At 33.8% G+C, this 17087-nt stretch carries 16 protein-coding genes and 1 tRNA gene; 14 read left to right on the plus strand and 3 right to left on the minus strand.

What is annotated here, in order from left to right; translation table 11 throughout:
• Positions 1-94 precede the first annotated feature (94 nt).
• The 3 genes from VIX88_RS00775 (at position 95) to gcvT (ending at position 2703) form a co-directional block, all read left to right on the plus strand.
• Positions 95-973 carry an IS982-like element ISRa1 family transposase gene (locus VIX88_RS00775; RefSeq protein ID WP_127919822.1) on the plus strand — a complete coding sequence of 293 codons (879 nt, stop codon included), beginning with the start codon at positions 95-97 and terminating at the stop codon, positions 971-973.
• Positions 974-1082: 109 nt separating this feature from the next.
• Positions 1083-1598, plus strand: coding sequence for an isopentenyl-diphosphate Delta-isomerase (gene idi / locus VIX88_RS00780; RefSeq protein ID WP_064970724.1), 516 nt, complete (start codon positions 1083-1085; stop codon positions 1596-1598).
• A 25-nt stretch (positions 1599-1623) separates the two neighbouring features.
• On the plus strand, positions 1624-2703 hold the full coding sequence (gene gcvT / locus VIX88_RS00785; protein WP_064970722.1) for a glycine cleavage system aminomethyltransferase GcvT: 1080 nt from the start codon (positions 1624-1626) through the stop codon (positions 2701-2703).
• Between the two features lie 78 nt (positions 2704-2781).
• Here gcvT and gpmI read toward each other — a convergent pair whose 3' ends face one another.
• Positions 2782-4311, minus strand: a complete 1530-nt coding sequence (gpmI, locus tag VIX88_RS00790) for a 2,3-bisphosphoglycerate-independent phosphoglycerate mutase (RefSeq protein WP_064970720.1) — start codon at positions 4309-4311, stop codon at positions 2782-2784.
• A 187-nt stretch (positions 4312-4498) separates the two neighbouring features.
• On the opposite strand from gpmI, the gene VIX88_RS00795 reads away from it, so the two are divergent.
• The 6 genes from VIX88_RS00795 (at position 4499) to VIX88_RS00820 (ending at position 12562) form a co-directional block, all read left to right on the plus strand.
• Positions 4499-7459: a tetratricopeptide repeat protein gene (locus VIX88_RS00795; protein ID WP_214193948.1), complete on the plus strand. Its 2961-nt coding sequence runs from the start codon at positions 4499-4501 to the stop codon at positions 7457-7459.
• A 30-nt stretch (positions 7460-7489) separates the two neighbouring features.
• Positions 7490-9259, plus strand: a complete 1770-nt coding sequence (locus VIX88_RS00800) for a TonB-dependent receptor (protein ID WP_064970715.1) — start codon at positions 7490-7492, stop codon at positions 9257-9259.
• Between the two features lie 11 nt (positions 9260-9270).
• Positions 9271-9342, plus strand: a tRNA-Arg gene (locus VIX88_RS00805).
• A 218-nt stretch (positions 9343-9560) separates the two neighbouring features.
• On the plus strand, positions 9561-10916 hold the full coding sequence (locus VIX88_RS00810; protein WP_214193949.1) for a tyrosine-type recombinase/integrase: 1356 nt from the start codon (positions 9561-9563) through the stop codon (positions 10914-10916).
• Between the two features lie 12 nt (positions 10917-10928).
• Entirely contained in the window at positions 10929-11990 is a 1062-nt protein-coding gene (locus tag VIX88_RS00815) for a Fic family protein (RefSeq protein ID WP_064969995.1), read from the plus strand.
• Positions 11991-12142: 152 nt separating this feature from the next.
• Positions 12143-12562: a hypothetical protein gene (locus VIX88_RS00820; RefSeq protein ID WP_214194221.1), complete on the plus strand. Its 420-nt coding sequence runs from the start codon at positions 12143-12145 to the stop codon at positions 12560-12562.
• Here VIX88_RS00820 and VIX88_RS00825 read toward each other — a convergent pair.
• Positions 12542-13420, minus strand: coding sequence for an IS982-like element ISRa1 family transposase (locus VIX88_RS00825; protein ID WP_127919813.1), 879 nt, complete (start codon positions 13418-13420; stop codon positions 12542-12544). The two genes, VIX88_RS00820 and VIX88_RS00825, sit on opposite strands and share 21 nt — an antisense overlap.
• Positions 13421-14175: 755 nt before the next feature.
• Here VIX88_RS00825 and VIX88_RS00830 point away from each other — a divergent pair.
• Both VIX88_RS00830 and VIX88_RS00835 read left to right on the plus strand, forming a co-directional pair.
• Positions 14176-14463 carry a helix-turn-helix domain-containing protein gene (locus tag VIX88_RS00830; RefSeq protein WP_013446715.1) on the plus strand — a complete coding sequence of 96 codons (288 nt, stop codon included), beginning with the start codon at positions 14176-14178 and terminating at the stop codon, positions 14461-14463.
• A 118-nt stretch (positions 14464-14581) separates the two neighbouring features.
• Positions 14582-15202 (plus strand): antA/AntB antirepressor family protein, encoded by a 621-nt coding sequence (locus tag VIX88_RS00835; RefSeq protein ID WP_214193950.1) that lies wholly within the window; start codon positions 14582-14584, stop codon positions 15200-15202.
• Here VIX88_RS00835 and VIX88_RS00840 read toward each other — a convergent pair.
• Positions 15183-15464 carry a helix-turn-helix domain-containing protein gene (locus VIX88_RS00840; protein WP_214193951.1) on the minus strand — a complete coding sequence of 94 codons (282 nt, stop codon included), beginning with the start codon at positions 15462-15464 and terminating at the stop codon, positions 15183-15185. The two genes, VIX88_RS00835 and VIX88_RS00840, sit on opposite strands and share 20 nt — an antisense overlap.
• A 153-nt stretch (positions 15465-15617) precedes the next feature.
• On the opposite strand from VIX88_RS00840, the gene VIX88_RS00845 reads away from it, so the two are divergent.
• From VIX88_RS00845 to VIX88_RS00855, 3 genes are all read left to right on the plus strand, one after another.
• Entirely contained in the window at positions 15618-15896 is a 279-nt protein-coding gene (locus VIX88_RS00845; protein WP_236682827.1) for a hypothetical protein, read from the plus strand.
• Between the two features lie 28 nt (positions 15897-15924).
• Positions 15925-16395 (plus strand): hypothetical protein, encoded by a 471-nt coding sequence (locus tag VIX88_RS00850; protein WP_250206829.1) that lies wholly within the window; start codon positions 15925-15927, stop codon positions 16393-16395.
• A 214-nt stretch (positions 16396-16609) separates the two neighbouring features.
• Complete coding sequence (locus tag VIX88_RS00855) at positions 16610-17032, plus strand: hypothetical protein (RefSeq protein WP_310503738.1); 423 nt, start codon at positions 16610-16612, stop codon at positions 17030-17032.
• The last annotated feature ends 55 nt before the right edge of the window (positions 17033-17087 follow it).

Consider the following 17087-nt stretch of genomic DNA (forward strand, 5'->3'; position numbering starts at 1 on the left):
TTAATTAACCCGTTGTGCATTATGAAATGAAAAAAACAAGAGTTGTTTATTAGACTGAAAATCAGTATATTGTTTTTGCTATAAAACGATATAAATGAACAACATAGAGCAAATATATGAAAGAATTTTGGAAGTTTTAGGACTTTTTTCAGAAAATCAACTGATTAGTTATCAGAGAAGAACACCTAAAATGAGCGATTTAGAAGTCATAAGTCTTAATATTACTGCTGAATACTTGAGTATTGATAGCGAATTACAGTTATTTAGAAAATTGCCAAACTCTCTGATAAACAAAATTGAAAGAAGTGTTTACAATAAGCGAAAACGAAGACTATCCCTACAAACAGAGCAAATTAGACAGCGTATTTCGATGGAGTTCAATGAGTTTGAAGATATTTTTATCGTTGATAGCATGCCAATGAAAGTTTGTGAAAATGCTCGTTCTACTCGTTCAAAAATTTGTAAAGAGCAATCCTATTCTTCACCAACATATGGTTATTGTGCTTCACAGAAATTATATTTCTATGGCTATAAACTACACGCAGTATGTTCTTTAAATGGTGTGATTAAGAATTTTGATATAAGCCCTGCATCCGTTCACGACATCCACTATTTAAAAGATATTGGTGAGCAAATGCGAAACTGTACTTTAATTGGAGATAGAGGCTATTTATCAGCAAAAGTTCAAATAGATTTATTTAACTATGCTAATATTAAATTAGATACACCAATGAGAAGTAATCAGAAAGATTATATTCCTCAATTTTCATTGTACAAGAAAAAGCGAAAACGAATTGAGACATTTTTCTCTCAACTTTGCGACCAATTTATGATTAAAAGAAACTATGCTAAAACTTTTGAAGGCTTTAAAACAAGGATAATCAGTAAAATAACCGCCGCAACGGTTATTCAATATATCAATAAATTTATCTTCCAAAGAAAATTAAATCATCTAAAAATCAGTATTATTTAAAATGCACAACGAGTTAGATAAAGTAATTTCGTATAAGTAATTGTTTGGGTATTAAATTCAGTTTAAACAGTTTCTTGTAAAGGAATAATACCTTAAATTTGCCACCATTATGTGTGAAAAAGTCGTTTTAGTAAATCCTAAAGATGAGGTTTTAGGTGTGATGGAAAAACTCCAAGCGCATAGAAGTGGCTTTTTGCATCGTGCTTTTTCGGTTTTTTTATTCAATACCAAAGGAGAGATGTTGCTCCAGAGGAGGGCAGATGCTAAGTATCATTCGCCTAAACTTTGGACTAACGCGGTTTGCTCTCACCCAAGATTAGGAGAAAGTTACAAGGCTGGAGCTCAAAGAAGACTCATTGAAGAGTTGGGTATTGATGCTGATATTTCCGAAAAATTCAGTTTCATTTATAAAGCCGAAGTTGGTGATAATCTTTGGGAACACGAGCTAGACTATGTGTTTACAGGGATTTACGAAGGTGATTTTAACCTTAATCCTGAAGAAGTTTCAGAGGTAAAATACATCTCTATGGAAACTTTGGATAAAGAGTTAGAAGCTAATCCAGAGCAATTTACAGAATGGTTTAAAATCATTCTCAAAGAATATAAACAAAAAATGTTGAAGTAATAAAATAATTTAATAATAAGTAATAATGAACAAAACCGCTTTATTTAACAAACATGTTTCGCTAGGAGCAAAAATGGTTCCTTTCGCTGGGTTTGAAATGCCTGTGCAATATTCTGGAGTAACAGAAGAGCATTTTGCTGTAAGAGAAAAAGTAGGAATTTTTGATGTATCTCATATGGGGCAATTCTTCATAGAAGGTGCTGGTGCTAAAGAACTTCTACAATATGTTACCTCTAATAATGTAGAAGCTTTAGAAAACGGCAAAGCACAATATTCTTGTCTTCCTAACGGAAAAGGTGGAATTGTAGATGATTTGATTGTTTACAAAATGGAGGACCAAAAGTATTTTGTAGTAGTAAATGCCTCTAACATAGATAAAGATTGGCAACATATCTCTAAATACAACGAGAAATTTGGAGCTAAAATGACTAATGCTTCAGATGAAATTTCCCTTATTGCAATACAAGGTCCTAAAGCATTGGATACTTTACAAAAACTAACGGATACTCAACTTGCGGATATTCCTTACTATCATTTTACCGTAGGAAGCGTAGATGGTGTGGCTGATGTTATTATTTCTAATACAGGTTATACAGGAAGCGGAGGCTTTGAGATTTATTTTAAAAATGAATACGCTGAGCAAATTTGGGACGCCTTGACTAAAGCAGGAGAGGAGTTTGGGCTTATCCCTTGTGGGTTGGCGGCTAGAGACACCCTTCGTTTAGAAAAAGGATTCTGTCTATATGGAAACGATATTGATGACACCATTTCTCCATTAGAAGCAGGTTTAGGCTGGATTACCAAACTAGATACAGAATTTGTAGATAGAGATTTTCTTGCTCAACAAAAAGAACAAGGCATTACGAGAAAATTAGTAGGTTTTGAAATGCAAGAAAAAGCCATTCCAAGACATGACTATCCTGTTGTAGATTCAGAAGGAAATATAATTGGTAAAGTAACTTCTGGAACCATGAGTCCTATGAAGAAAATTGGTTTGGGATTAGCCTATGTTGATCAGCCTCATTTTAAATTAGGGAGTGAGATCTTTATTCAGATTAGAAATAAAAATGTACCAGCAAAAGTGGTTAAGATACCTTTTGTTTAATGAGTTATTTACCCTAAATAAAAGCATCGCCTCGAATTTTATTCGAGGCGATGCTTTTATTATAATTAAAGTATTCTTTTAAGAAAGAATTACATTCCCTGTCATTGCTTCAGGTTTCTCTATATTCATTACTTTTAAGATACTTGGTGCAATGTCGCCTAATTTCCCTGGAGTTAAATTCCATACCTTGTCTTTATCCATAACAATAAGAGGAACTAAGTTGGTAGAATGTTGAGTATTAGGACTACCATCAGGATTTATCATAACATCAGAGTTTCCATGGTCAGCTAGTATAAATACAGTATAACCATTTTCGTAAGCTGTAGTGGCTACTTTTTCTATACATTTATCTACGGTTTCAGCTGCTTTTACAGCTGCTTCAAAAACGCCAGTATGCCCTACCATATCAGTATTAGCAAAATTAAGACAAACGAAATCTGCCGTTTTATTCTCTAGTTCAGGTACAATTTTGTTGGTAATGTCATAAGCAGACATTTCTGGCTTAAGATCATATGTAGCCACATCTTTAGGGCTTGGGCATAAGATTCTTTTTTCAGCATTAAATTCCTTCTCCCTACCGCCTGAAAAAAAGAAAGTTACATGAGGATATTTCTCTGTTTCCGCGACTCTTATCTGTGATTTCCCATTTCGTTCTAGTACCTCTCCTAAAGTGTCATTTAAAACTTCTTCATCAAAGACTACCTTTACCTCTTTAAAATCTTTATCATAATTGGTAAGTGTGATGTAATGGAGTTTTAGTGGTGTCATACCAAAATCAGGAAATGCTTTTTGAGAAAGAACTTCAGTAATTTCTCTACCTCTATCGGTTCTAAAATTAAAACAGAATACCACATCATCATTTTCTATCTTTGCAATAGGATTCCCGAGTTCATCTACACAAAGAATAGGCTTCAGAAATTCATCAGAAACGCCTTCTTGATAAGATTTTTCTATGCTTTCTATTGCATTTTTGCTAGGTTTTCCTATTGCATTCACCATCACATCATAAGCTAACTTTATCCTTTCCCATCTGCGGTCTCTATCCATCGCGTAGTATCGCCCCACAACGCTAGCAAGCTTTCCTGTGGTACTTTGCATATGCTCTGTAAGCTCTTTTATGAAACCTTTTCCTGAGTGAGGGTCGCAGTCCCTACCATCTGTGAAGGCGTGTACAAATACATTATCTTTTAATCCAAAATCACTCGCAGCAGACAATAATCCTTTTAAATGATTGATATGAGAGTGAACTCCACCATTAGATACTAAACCAATAAAATGTACTTTTTTACCGTTTTCTTTAGCATAATTAAAAGCCTCTAAAATAGCCTTCTCTTGCCCTAAGGTTTTATTTTCCACCGCCATATTGAGCTTTACCAAATTCTGATAAACCACTCTTCCAGCTCCTAAATTCATATGACCTACCTCTGAGTTTCCCATTTGTCCGTCTGGTAACCCTACGGCTAAGCCACTAGCCTCCAATGTGGTATTAGGAAATTTACTGTAACAGCTATCCATAAATGGTGTGTGTGCTTGGGCAATTGCAGAAACTTTATCATCTGTGCCTAATCCCCAACCGTCTAATATTGCTAAAAGTACTTTTTTTGACATAATATGTTGTATTTTCCTACAAAATTACAAATTAAAACTTTTATGATAAGATATGTTTAATATCATATTTACACTTAATTCAACTGAAACATATGGATCTCTCTTACTTCGAAAGTTGTTTAAATAATAAGTTTTGTTTATTTTCGTTCCTTTAAATAAATGCTAAAAACCTCATTTTAAAATCAAGATGAATAAAAATAAAATATGGATAGCTACGGCTGTGCTGTTTTTTGGACTTTCGGAAGGACAACAGTCGGCTGTTTTTAATCAAAAAAATACTTTTTCTTCGGATTTAGCGAGCCAACTCTACACCACTAAAGTTTTTGCGACTTCTCAATATCAATACACTCAGCAATATCTTTATCATCAGTCTTTAACTCAATCTCAAAAAGAGGTTGCTGGGTTTTACACTCATTTGATTGATGTTATTTTACAAAATCCTAATGCGGAAAAAGGGTTGGATACCTTCATAGCAAACCATCCTAATACAGAACATTTCGCAGAGGGACAAGCTCCTTTAGCTGATTTTTATTTAATAAAAAAAGATTTTCCAAAGGCATTAGAAATACTTAATAAATTAAATGTTAATCATTTATCATCTTCGGAACAGACCCAACATTCTTTAAAGCTAGGGTATGCTAAGTTTATGTCTGGCGATTCAAAAGCGGCTATTAAGGATTTGGAGAACGCTTACACTTCTTCTGAAGATTCAGAAAAAGGAGACATCGCCTATATGCTAGGACATTTGTACTACACAGAAGGACAAACAGGAAAGGCTTTTGAATACTTTAACGAGATTAAAGACAAGGAAAAATACAGCAAAATAGTAAAGCCTTATTTTGTTCAGATGTATTTTAATGATAAAAACTATGATTTAGCAATAGCTGAAGGAGAAATGCTTTTAAAAGAAAATTTAAGTAGTTCTTACAAATCCGAGGTTCATAAAATAATAGGAGAAAGCTATTTTATGAAAGGAGAATACAGAGCTGCATATCCTCACCTAAAGGTATTTTTAGACTCTAAAGAAGCTCCTAGTGAGTCCGATTTATACGAAATGGGGTTTGTAGCGGCACAAATGGGTTTGTATGATGAGGCGGTATCTTATTATAGTCAGTTGGTTAATAGTCAGTCTGCTTTATCTCAAAATGCCTACTATCAACTAGGAAATGCTTATTTAGAAACCAATAAAAAGCAGGAAGCTCTGTCTGCCTTCCGTTCTGCTTATCAGATGTCCTATGATGCTAAAGTTAAAAAGTTAGCTCATCTACAATATGCTAAATTAAGTTATGATATAGGAAACCCTTATGAATCTTCGTCTTCGGTGATACAATCTTATATCCACAGTTATAAAGATACTTCTCCAGAGATGCAAACTTTATTGGTGAAATCTTATCTTTATTCGGGTAATTATAAAGAAACTTTAAGTGCTTTAAATCAAATCAATACCAAAACTACCGAAACAGATAAAATAGAACAAGAGGTAGCCTATCTATTAGGAACGGAAGAATTTAATAAAGGAAATTACAAAGAAGCCGAACTATATTTTAAAAAGAGTTTAAAGTTTAATCATAATCAAGAGTTTTATCTAAAGGCTCAATATTGGTTGGCTCAAACTTATTATCAGTTGGAGGATTATCCTTCGGCTATTAGTTATTTTGAAAAACTACAAAAGACAGAAGGTAGCTTTGATGAACGCTCGCAAATCAATTATGATTTAGGATATGCTTACTTTAAGAATAAAGATTTCGGTAAAGCTAAGGAGTGTTTTAAACTTTACCTTAAAAATCCTAAAGCAGAGTTCAAAGCTGATGCGGAACTAAGACTAGCCGACACACACTATGCTGATAACGAACTAAACGATGCTATCGCTATTTATAACAATGCCGAAACAACCGATGAATACACTCTGTTCCAAAAGGCAATGGCGTTAGGCTTTAAAGGTGATACTGAAGCTAAAATTTCAGAAATGAAAAAGCTAGTTGCTCAGTATCCAAACTCGGAGTATAAAGATGATGCATTGTACGAAATAGGTACTGCTTATGCCGCTAATGATGAGTTTGTTCTTTCTAGCGAATACTTTGATAAAGTGGTTAAAACCAGTACAGATACTCATTTGGTAGCCAATGCAGAAATTTATATGGTACAAAATGATATCGAACAAAACCAAGAAGCCAAAGCGTTTTCTGGAATAAAAGCGTTAGCTAAAAAATACCAAAATACCGTTTATGCAGATAAGGTGTTAGTGGTGGCTCGTTCTCTTTATTTAAAAACAGGAGATACGGCAGGTTATCAAGATTTTGCTAAGAACTTAGGTGTTAGTCTAGACAAATCTGAAATAGACGAAATTAACCTATCTACCGCAAGACAGCTTTACGCCAAAAAGCAGTACGAAAAAGCAATCCCTTACTATGAGAAATATTTAGCACAAAATGTTTCTAGCAGTACAGCCTTCCAAGCTCAATACGAACTGGGAGAATCTTATTATCAAAATGGAGATGATGCTAAAGCATTGAAATCATTCAATTTCGTAACAGCTTATCCTAATGATTATCAAGAGGAAGCAAGGCTTCGTTCCGCTCAAATTCTTCTATCTAAAAATAAAGGAGAAGAAGCTGCAGAACATTTAGCCAAGTTAGTAGATTCTAATAACCCAAAAATAAAATCTTTCGCCCAACAAGAGTTGATGAAATATTATGCTGATAAAAAAGACTTCGCTAAAGCAGAAACTTATGCAGGTTTAATTTTAAGTAATACTAAAAACTCACCTGCAGTGTTAGAACAGGCTAAAGTCATTAAAGCTAGAAGCCTTATGAATCAAGGAAAAGACAAAGAGGCTCAAAAATCTTATACAGATTTAGAAAAATCATCTAATCCTAGCGTAGCGGCGGAAGCCCTTTATGCTAAGGCTTATTATCAAAATAAAGCTAAAGCCTTTAAAAATAGTAACGAAAGTATCTTTAAACTCGCTAATAATTACGCTTCGGAGGAATATTGGGGAGCTAAGTCTTTGGTATTGATGGCTAGAAACTATTTGGCGTTAAAGGACAAATATCAAGCGAGTTATACCTGTGACCAAGTGATAGCTAACTATCAAGACTTCCCTGATGTAGTGGCAGAAGCTAAGGAAGTCAAAAAAATGATTAAATAATTTTTAGCGATTAAAAAACTAGAATTGAAAATGAACAAACATAAAATAATAACACTAATATTGTTAGGTTGGGGAGGTATCTCGTTAGCTCAGATTAAAGAGGAAAAGCTTATCCTAGACCGCAAAAGAGAGCCCGAAGTTAAGCGTATAGAAAAAAAGAAAACTTCTGTAGCTCTAGAAAAAAATTATCCACCTGAAGAAAAACAGCAAGAGCCTATAAATTACGAAGTAGTAAATGTGCCTGTATTGTCAGATTTCAAAACTTCAGCAATACAAGGTGAAGATATTTCGCCAGAATTCAATAGAAATTATCTAAGAAACTACTTTAGAATAGGTTATGGTAATTACAATCAATTTTTAGCCGATGCTAATGTTTCTGGTAAGATGCAAGATAATTTAGAGGTAGGGGCAAATGTGCATTATCTATCTAATGAAGGTTTAAAAAAGCAATATGCTTGGGATTCCTCGCAGAAACAAGCGGAAATTTCAGGATTTCTTAATCATTTTGGAGAAAAAGGCAAGGCTAATCTTACCACTTCCGTAGGTCTTAATGATTATAATTATTATGGCATCTATGCCTTGGTGCCTAACGCTGATGCTGATTTGGGACAAAAATACAGTCGTTTTCAGATAAGTGGTAATTATGATTTTTACTCTAACGAAATTCTTAACGATATTACTGTAAAAACTTCGGCTATTAGAGATAGATTTAAAGCTAATGAAAGTCAAATAGACGCTCTTGTAAATCTGTCTAAGCATCATTTAAAATTAGGTCAAGATTTAGATGTTAATTTGGATTTGGGAGTAAAAATGGATATGGTAAATACTCAGTTTAATATTTTAAATCAACATAATTCTCGTTATTTTGGTGGTGGATTATCGCCCAAAATCACTTTTAAAAAAGGGCAATCTTACTTAAAGATTGGTTCTGGATTTAATCTATTAAGTTCTAGCTTAACAAAGCTGAATGAAACACAACAAAAATCTAATCGTTTTTATTGGCTCCCTCAAGCAGAACTATTTGTAGCGGCAACTCCAGAAGCTAATTTATACGGTGGGGTAGAGAGTGGACTTCAGTTCAATACTTATTCGGAACTATTGGAGCAGAATCCGTTTTTGGTATCTGATTTAGAATTAAAACCTACACATACTAAATATCAGTTTTATTTTGGGGTGAAAGGAGTTGTTTCTGAGCAAATTAATTATGATGTTAAAGCTAGTTATGGTAAATTGGACAATATGATGTTCTTTAGAGGTAACTCTTTGTTTTCTAATCTAATGGACGATAACTCAAGGCTAGGATATGATTATGCTAATACTTTTTCTACTACTTATCACAACGGTACTCTTAGTCAAATTAAAGGTGAAGTAGAGTATAAACCTCTAGCCTCTCTAGTTTTAGATGGAAATATTCAGTTCCAAAAGTATAATTTAGAAAACAATGCTAATGTTTATTATAGACCATTGTTACAAGCATCAATAGGAGCAAAATATCAAACGCTTAAAGACAAATTATTATTAGGATTTAGAGGCTTTTTTGTAAGTGATAGAACGGCTAATCGTTTTTCTATCAATCCTTCAGGCGTTTTACTTTCTCCTCCTATATATGCTGAAGAAGAGATTGATAACCAAAAAGTAGGTGGTTATGCAGACCTTAATATTTCAGCGGAATATCAGATTAGCAAGAATTTCAGTATTTTTGCACTCGGTAATAATCTTTTAGGAGCTAATTACCAAAATTACTATGGTTACAAAGTTTTGGGTACGCAAATTATGGGTGGACTTAAAATTAAGTTTTAAATAAAATAAGGGGCCCTATAGTTTAATGGATAGAATTAAAGATTCCGGTTCTTTAGGTTGAGGTTCGATTCCTCATAGGGCTACAAACCACGCTTTTAGGCACTTTTTACGAAGTGCCTTTTTTAGTGCATTTTTGTTTGCAAACCCTCTGTTTATGGTATATTTCAAAAATTAACCTCATTGCAATAGGTTGCAATAGATTTTAGTAAAATGCACTTCGGTGGTTACAACGGTGGTTACAAATTTGGAATTGTAACCACCAACCTATATATTTGTCTCGTTGAATTGTAATATCCCTATAATGGCAAATATCATTTTTTACCTAAGAGGCACTAAAGAGCCTAAAAAAGTTTATCTAAGGTACAGACCTAACAGGGATTTTAATTTATCTATAAACACCCCCTTTGTTATCCATTCTGAAAATTGGGACGACACAACCAAGCAATGGGACCACTCCCAAATTGTTAAAGGGGCAAAAACCATAGAGACCAAAAAACAAAACGCAGAAATTTTAGATTTCAACAAGCGTATAGAGACCTTTAAGCTAGATATATCTAATCAGATAGATAATAACCTCAACCTAACCGCTCCACAACTTAAAGAGCATTTAAAGGACTTTATTTTAAAACACTACTTTGCCCACAAGCTGGAGACAAAGAAGAAATACACTATCCCTGATAAATTAGACGCACTTATAGACTACTACATACAATTTAGAAGCGTAGAGGATAAAACGCAGGGTAAAAAACCAATATCAGCAAACACCATTAAAAAATACAGAGGGCTAAAAAGTACCCTGATGAAGTTTAATAAGAACCTCATCGTAACGGATATAAATAATATCTTCCGTAACAAACTAGTAAAATGGTTTAATGAGCAAGGGTACACGGCACAAACCCAAACTAAGTATTTGAAAGATATAAAAATGTTGTGCAGGTTTGCGGAAACAGAGCATAACATTAGCAAAGATGTTTTAGCGTGGAAGATAGACCGCAACCCTGATAATGTAACTAAGGGGCTTTACCTCAACTTTGATAAACTAGCTATCCTAGAAACGCTAGACCTTACAGGCAGTTTAGATGAGGTTAGAGATTGGCTTTTGATTTCGTGTTATACAGCGTTAAGGGTTTCAGAACTTTTCAGCTTAGATACTGCTAATATAGTAGAAGACCCCAACGGTCGCAAGTTTATAAAGGTTATAGAGAAGAAAAACCGCAACACAAAAGATAAGGGTATAAAGTACACGGCATTACTCCCTAAAGTAGTGGATATAATGAGCAAAAGAGGCGGTAAATTCCCTAAAGTGATAAGCGAACCATATTATAACCGTCAATTAAAAAAACTCTGCAAAATCGCAGGATTTGATGAGGTGGTGCAAAGTGCAAAGATAGAAGCCACCGAGAACGGAAATAGAAGAATAGAGGGCGAATATCCTTTTTATGAATTAGTAACCTCTCATATAGGGAGACAAACCTCGGTTACTCTATTTGGGCAGTTTATGGATACCGAAACTATGCAGATGATGACTAACCACCACGATAAAACCCTCCTAGAGCATTACAACAAAATAGATATAGACACTAAACAGCTACAAAAGGCAAAAAAGGTTTACGAAGCCTTTAAAAATATGAACATTACCCCTGAACAACTAAACTAATACTTTAAGACAATGGATTTTAATTTACCTCATCTACCGCCTACCGCAGAAATAGAGACCACCGTAGTATTAAAACAACTGACAAAGTCTCATAGATACCTAGCTGAACTAAAGGGCACGGTAAAGACGATACCCAACGAGCATATTTTAATCAATACTCTAGCGTTGCAAGAGGCTAAAGATAGTAGCGAGATAGAAAATATAGTAACCACCCACGACGAACTATATAAAGAAAACATTTTAATAGAGACTAAAAACCCTGCAACAAAAGAAGTATATAACTATGCTCAAAGTTTAAAGTTAGGCTTTGAAATAGTGCGTAAAGAGGGGTTATTATTAAACAAACATATCATAGCTATACAGCAAGAATTAGAGCGAAATAATGCAGGATTTAGGACGCAAGCAGGGACTAAATTAGTTAATTCTCTGGGCGAGGTAGTTTATACCCCACCGCAAGAGACTAAGGCTATTTTAGACCTAATGGCAAACCTAGAAAGGTTCATCAATGATAATAGTTTTTCAGACTTAGACCCTTTGACTAAAATGGCTATTATACACTATCAGTTTGAGAGCATACACCCATTTTATGACGGTAACGGTAGAACAGGCAGGATTATAAATATTCTATACTTGGTATTGCAGGGACTTTTAGATTTACCTGTATTGTATTTGAGCCGTTATATCACGCAAAACAAACAGAAATATTATCAAGTATTGCAAGGGGTAAGAAGTGAGAACGATTGGGAAAGTCTTATTTTATACCTCATCAAAGGCGTTGAGGTTACAGCAATACAGACCATTGATTTAGTCCAAAATATAAAAACACTAATGCAGGAGACTAAATATAAACTTCGTAACGATTTACCGAAGCTGTATAGTCAGGACTTGCTGAATAACCTATTTAAAAATCCTTACACTAAAATAGAGTTTTTGGAGAAAGATTTAGGGGTATCATACCAAACCGCAAGAAAGTATTTAGAACTACTATCAGAACATAAGTATCTAAATAAAATACAGGTAGGTAAGTACAGCTACTATATCAATGAGCCACTACTAAATTTATTTATACAATAACCCACCTTTATACAAAAACGCTGTTTTGCATAAACGAACCTCCTAACCTTTATGTAAAAACGCTGTTTTGTATAAACGAAAATAAGATAATGGAAAATAACCGCCATTTTTTACCATATAAAAAAAATTGTTGAATTGTAAACTTGAACACTATGGAAATCCCCTTTTATACCTCTTTTAAAGAGTTTAAGGATAATTACGAAACTGATTTAGAGAAGTGGCTAAGTATATACCCTGACGGCGATGAAATGGATTATTTAGGTTGTGTATATGAAAGATATTCCGATTATGCAGTAACCGACATAAGCGGTATAACGATAGATGAACGGTGTTATAAGGATAAAGAGGTGTTAGCATTAGTAAATTTTGTAGAGGTAGAGGGTCTTCCAGAAAAATACGAATATAAGGCAGAGGGTTTTCAGGTAAAATACAAATATTATGATGAGGGAAACGGCAAGTATTATAGAGTATTTACCATTAAAGAGTTGGTAAACAAAATAATTTTAATGATTAACAAAGTTAAAATATATTATACCTACTCGTTGTGCATTTTAAATAATACTGATTTTTAGATGATTTAATTTTCTTTGGAAGATAAATTTATTGATATATTGAATAACCGTTGCGGCGGTTATTTTACTGATTATCCTTGTTTTAAAGCCTTCAAAAGTTTTAGCATAGTTTCTTTTAATCATAAATTGGTCGCAAAGTTGAGAGAAAAATGTCTCAATTCGTTTTCGCTTTTTCTTGTACAATGAAAATTGAGGAATATAATCTTTCTGATTACTTCTCATTGGTGTATCTAATTTAATATTAGCATAGTTAAATAAATCTATTTGAACTTTTGCTGATAAATAGCCTCTATCTCCAATTAAAGTACAGTTTCGCATTTGCTCACCACTATCTTTTAAATAGTGGATGTCGTGAACGGATGCAGGGCTTATATCAAAATTCTTAATCACACCATTTAAAGAACATACTGCGTGTAGTTTATAGCCATAGAAATATAATTTCTGTGAAGCACAATAACCATATGTTGGTGAAGAATAGGATTGCTCTTTACAAATTTTTGAACGAGTAGAACGAGCGTTTTCACAAACTTTCATTGGCATGCTATCAACGATAAAAATATCTTCAAACTCATTGAACTCCATCGAAATACGCTGTCTAATTTGCTCTGTTTGTAGGGATAGTCTTCGTTTTCGCTTATTGTAAACACTTCTTTCAATTTTGTTTATCAGAGAGTTTGGCAATTTTCTAAATAACTGTAATTCGCTATCAATACTCAAGTATTCAGCAGTAATATTAAGACTTATGACTTCTAAATCGCTCATTTTAGGTGTTCTTCTCTGATAACTAATCAGTTGATTTTCTGAAAAAAGTCCTAAAACTTCCAAAATTCTTTCATATATTTGCTCTAAGTTGTTCATTTATATCGTTTTATAGCAAAAACAATATACTGATTTTCAGTCTAATAAACAACTCTTGTTTTTTTCATTTCATAATGCACAACGGGTTATACCTATATTGAGAATAAGGACTACAAAAAAATAAAGGAACTATTAGAGTTTAGTAGTAGTTACACTCCCTATAAGGAGAGCAGTGAGATATACGCACGTTATACTTACAAATTAGAGGATATTGTAGAGGTTGTTAGTTTTATACGACTGAACCATTATGACTATGAAATACTTTTTGATAATATTAAATACAATAATTTCAAGTTATCAATCCCTAAAATATATAAATTCATAAGCGACCGTAAAAAAGAAATAAACGGAGTACAAACAACAGATGAGGTAACGCCAACCGCAGAAGAGCAACACACAACAGGCGAAGAACACGAAAAAACATTTACCAACCCTCAAAAAATTAAAATATTAGATACTTTAAACATAAGGGGTTGGCTACAAGATAAGGGCTTAACAATGTTTCAAATAGAAGTATTGTTATCCGACTTATTTGATATATCAACAAAGAGCATAAGGAATGCTATGTCTAATGATATACATTCAGATTTTGCAGAAAATTACATTAAGGAACTTAAACAAAAAAAGGCAAAACGATAGTATAACATTAAATAACATATACTTAAAAAAATGGGAACATCACTTCGGAATGTTCCCATAATTGTTTTAAAACGCATTCTTTAAATCTTTGCCCCATAATTCTAAACCAAAAAATTATGGAGGCAATACAATTTATAGGGACGAACCCTAACGAACTAATCAAAGCGATTTCTAACGCTATTGTTCCTGAATTGGAGCAAAGACTATCAAAACAATTTCAACCCAAAGAACCCACAACCTACCTCACACGGAAAGAGGTATGCGAATTACTGCATATAGATTACTCCACTCTGAACCGTTGGGCAAAGGGAGGTAAGCTAACGGCGTACGGTATAGGTAATAGGGTATATTACAAACGCAAAGAAGTAGAGGCATTAGTAGATAAAGGTAAAATCAAATACTAATAAAAAAAGGAAGCCCAAAAGCCCCCTTTAATTGTTGAATTGTAACACCAATAAACGGCATTTACATAGGGCAAATATAGGTAAAAAAGTTATAAATCATAAACACTAAAATATAAAAATGAACGAGTTAATCAAAATTACAGAACAAAACGGCAAACAAGCCGTGTCAGCTAGAGAGTTACACTCTTTTTTAGAGATAAAAGATAAATTCGCAGATTGGATAAAGCGAATGTTTGAGTATGGATTTATTGAAAATATTGACTATCAGAGTTTATCGGATTTTTCCGAAAAACCTAACGGCGGTCGCCCCTTAATAAATTACGCCCTTACGCTAGATTGTGCAAAAGAGATTTCAATGTTACAGAGAAGCGAAAAAGGCAAACAAGCGAGGCAGTATTTTATAGAGTGTGAAAAACGCCTGAAAAAACCACTTTCGCAGGTGGAGATAGTGGCACAATCCGCTCAATTATTACTGCAACAATCACAACAACTAGAAACGCTACAAAAAGAAGTTAATCATATCAAAGCGAGGATAACCACAAGCGAGGAGAGTTTCATCACAATAGCAGGTTACGCCACACTAGAGAAAAAACGAATTGATAATAAAAGAGCCTCTATCATAGGGCGTAAGGTAGCGAAATACTGCCGTGATAATGATATTATCATAGGGCAAATATTTGACCCTCGTTTTGGCTATGTTAATACTTACCCTAGAGATATTATTCAGATATTTTTTTAGGACTAAGGGTATCTATTCTAAGACTACCTACCTCTACATAATCCCCTTGCTCGTTTTGGATATATAAAGGTGTTTCGTTATCAGAATGAGTGAATAAGTCTCTAACAGGAATATTTAAGGCGTTGGCTATTTTTTCAAGAGAAGACAAAGAGGGATTTCCATTTATTAACTTATTTAGTCCAACCTGAGAAATACCCAAAGTTCCTGCAAACTCTGTTTGCGTTATCCCTTTTTCCTTTAAAATTTCTTTAATCCTCAACATATACGATTAGGTTTATAAAGGTACAAATATAACCATAAAGCTATAAAATGAATGTAAAAATAACTGAAATGTTTAAAAATATTTTGTTGTTATAAATTAAGAGTATATATTTGTAGTTAAATTATAAACTTATAAGATATAAAATAAACCACTATGACAACCCAATCCAACAATGGGCAGGTAAGCCCCAAAAGAACCTATTTAGAGCCTTATATGGTAAAACACCTAGAGCAGTTACTCAACAGCGAAGAGGCTTATAATAACCTACTAGCTAACCTTTGGCGAGTGCGTTCAGGACTGCACGAGGTAGCCTCTAATAATCCACAAGTAAAGGAGATGACGAACTCTATAAATGAGATTATGGGGTGTTTATTACCCCTAGAACCTCAACGGATACAAGCTATATCAGACCGAGCAAAAGGAATTATCTAATCAATTAACTAACTAAAAAACAAATAAAATGAGAATAATAAACAGTATCAGCAATATTTATGAAAACGAATTGAAAGAAGCTGAAAACAAAAGACCAACCCTAGTATATGATGAGGATTTTGGAACAAATACGGACTATTTCAACAGCTTTGAGTTGTCTTTGTACTTGTTAGAGACAATGGATAACACCCATAACCTAAACCTATTCTTAGAGGGGTTGGGTATGCCCAAAGTAAATGCAGATATATTTTACACTTTGCTGAGGTGTATCATAGAAAACAAAGAAATTACAGAAGAACACAAACAAACCTATTTCAATACCACAAAGGAGTTGTACAGGATAAGTAATGTATTTTGGTATGTATCGCAAACTGTATCTTTTGTACCTGATTGGGATATAGACTGTTTCATTTTTGATGTAAGAAATGACCTTAACGATGACTACCCTGATATTTACGAAAGGGCAATGAAAGGGGATATAACTATGACGAGTTTTTAGATGAGATTAAGACACTCAACAACCGAGTATTTGAGAAATTAAACCAAGATACCGCCTAAAACAAACCACTAAAAACGCAATAAAATATAGGGGTGCAGGTTGTCAGCAAACCGCTGACGAACCGCCGACAAACCAAAGGTAAACCAACGAATAACCTAACTATAACCGAAAGATAACCTAACCATAACCAAAGGATAACCAAAATAATAAAATTATGAACACACAAAAGGAGGGCTACAAAGCCATAATAAAAGAACTACCTGAAAGAATGACAACGGTATTAAAACAGATAGAGCAATTAGGAGAGTGCACCTATACGGAACTCGCAAACGCCTACAATATAAACACCAATCTAGTAACCAACCGTATTAGCGACCTGCAAAAGGTGGGTTTAATCCGAAAGATAGGCACGAAAGAATGCAACGGTAGGCAGCAAACCATATTTAAGGTATGCAGTTTAGACGAAGCTAAAGAAATACAAAAACAGTTATACATAGAGTACCGCACCAAGCGAGAGGATTTGGAAACGGACTTTATAACCTTAGCCAATAAGACCGAAACTACAAAAGACCTCATCAGAGGCAAAATAGAATACTATAAAACTAAAATAGATTTACTGATGAGGTTTGCAGTATAACCTCATCAGATAAACCAAATAAAACGCTAATTGTCGCTAATCATCACTTAATAAA

Source organism: Riemerella anatipestifer, from assembly GCF_035666175.1.
GTDB lineage: Bacteria > Bacteroidota > Bacteroidia > Flavobacteriales > Weeksellaceae > Riemerella > Riemerella anatipestifer_D.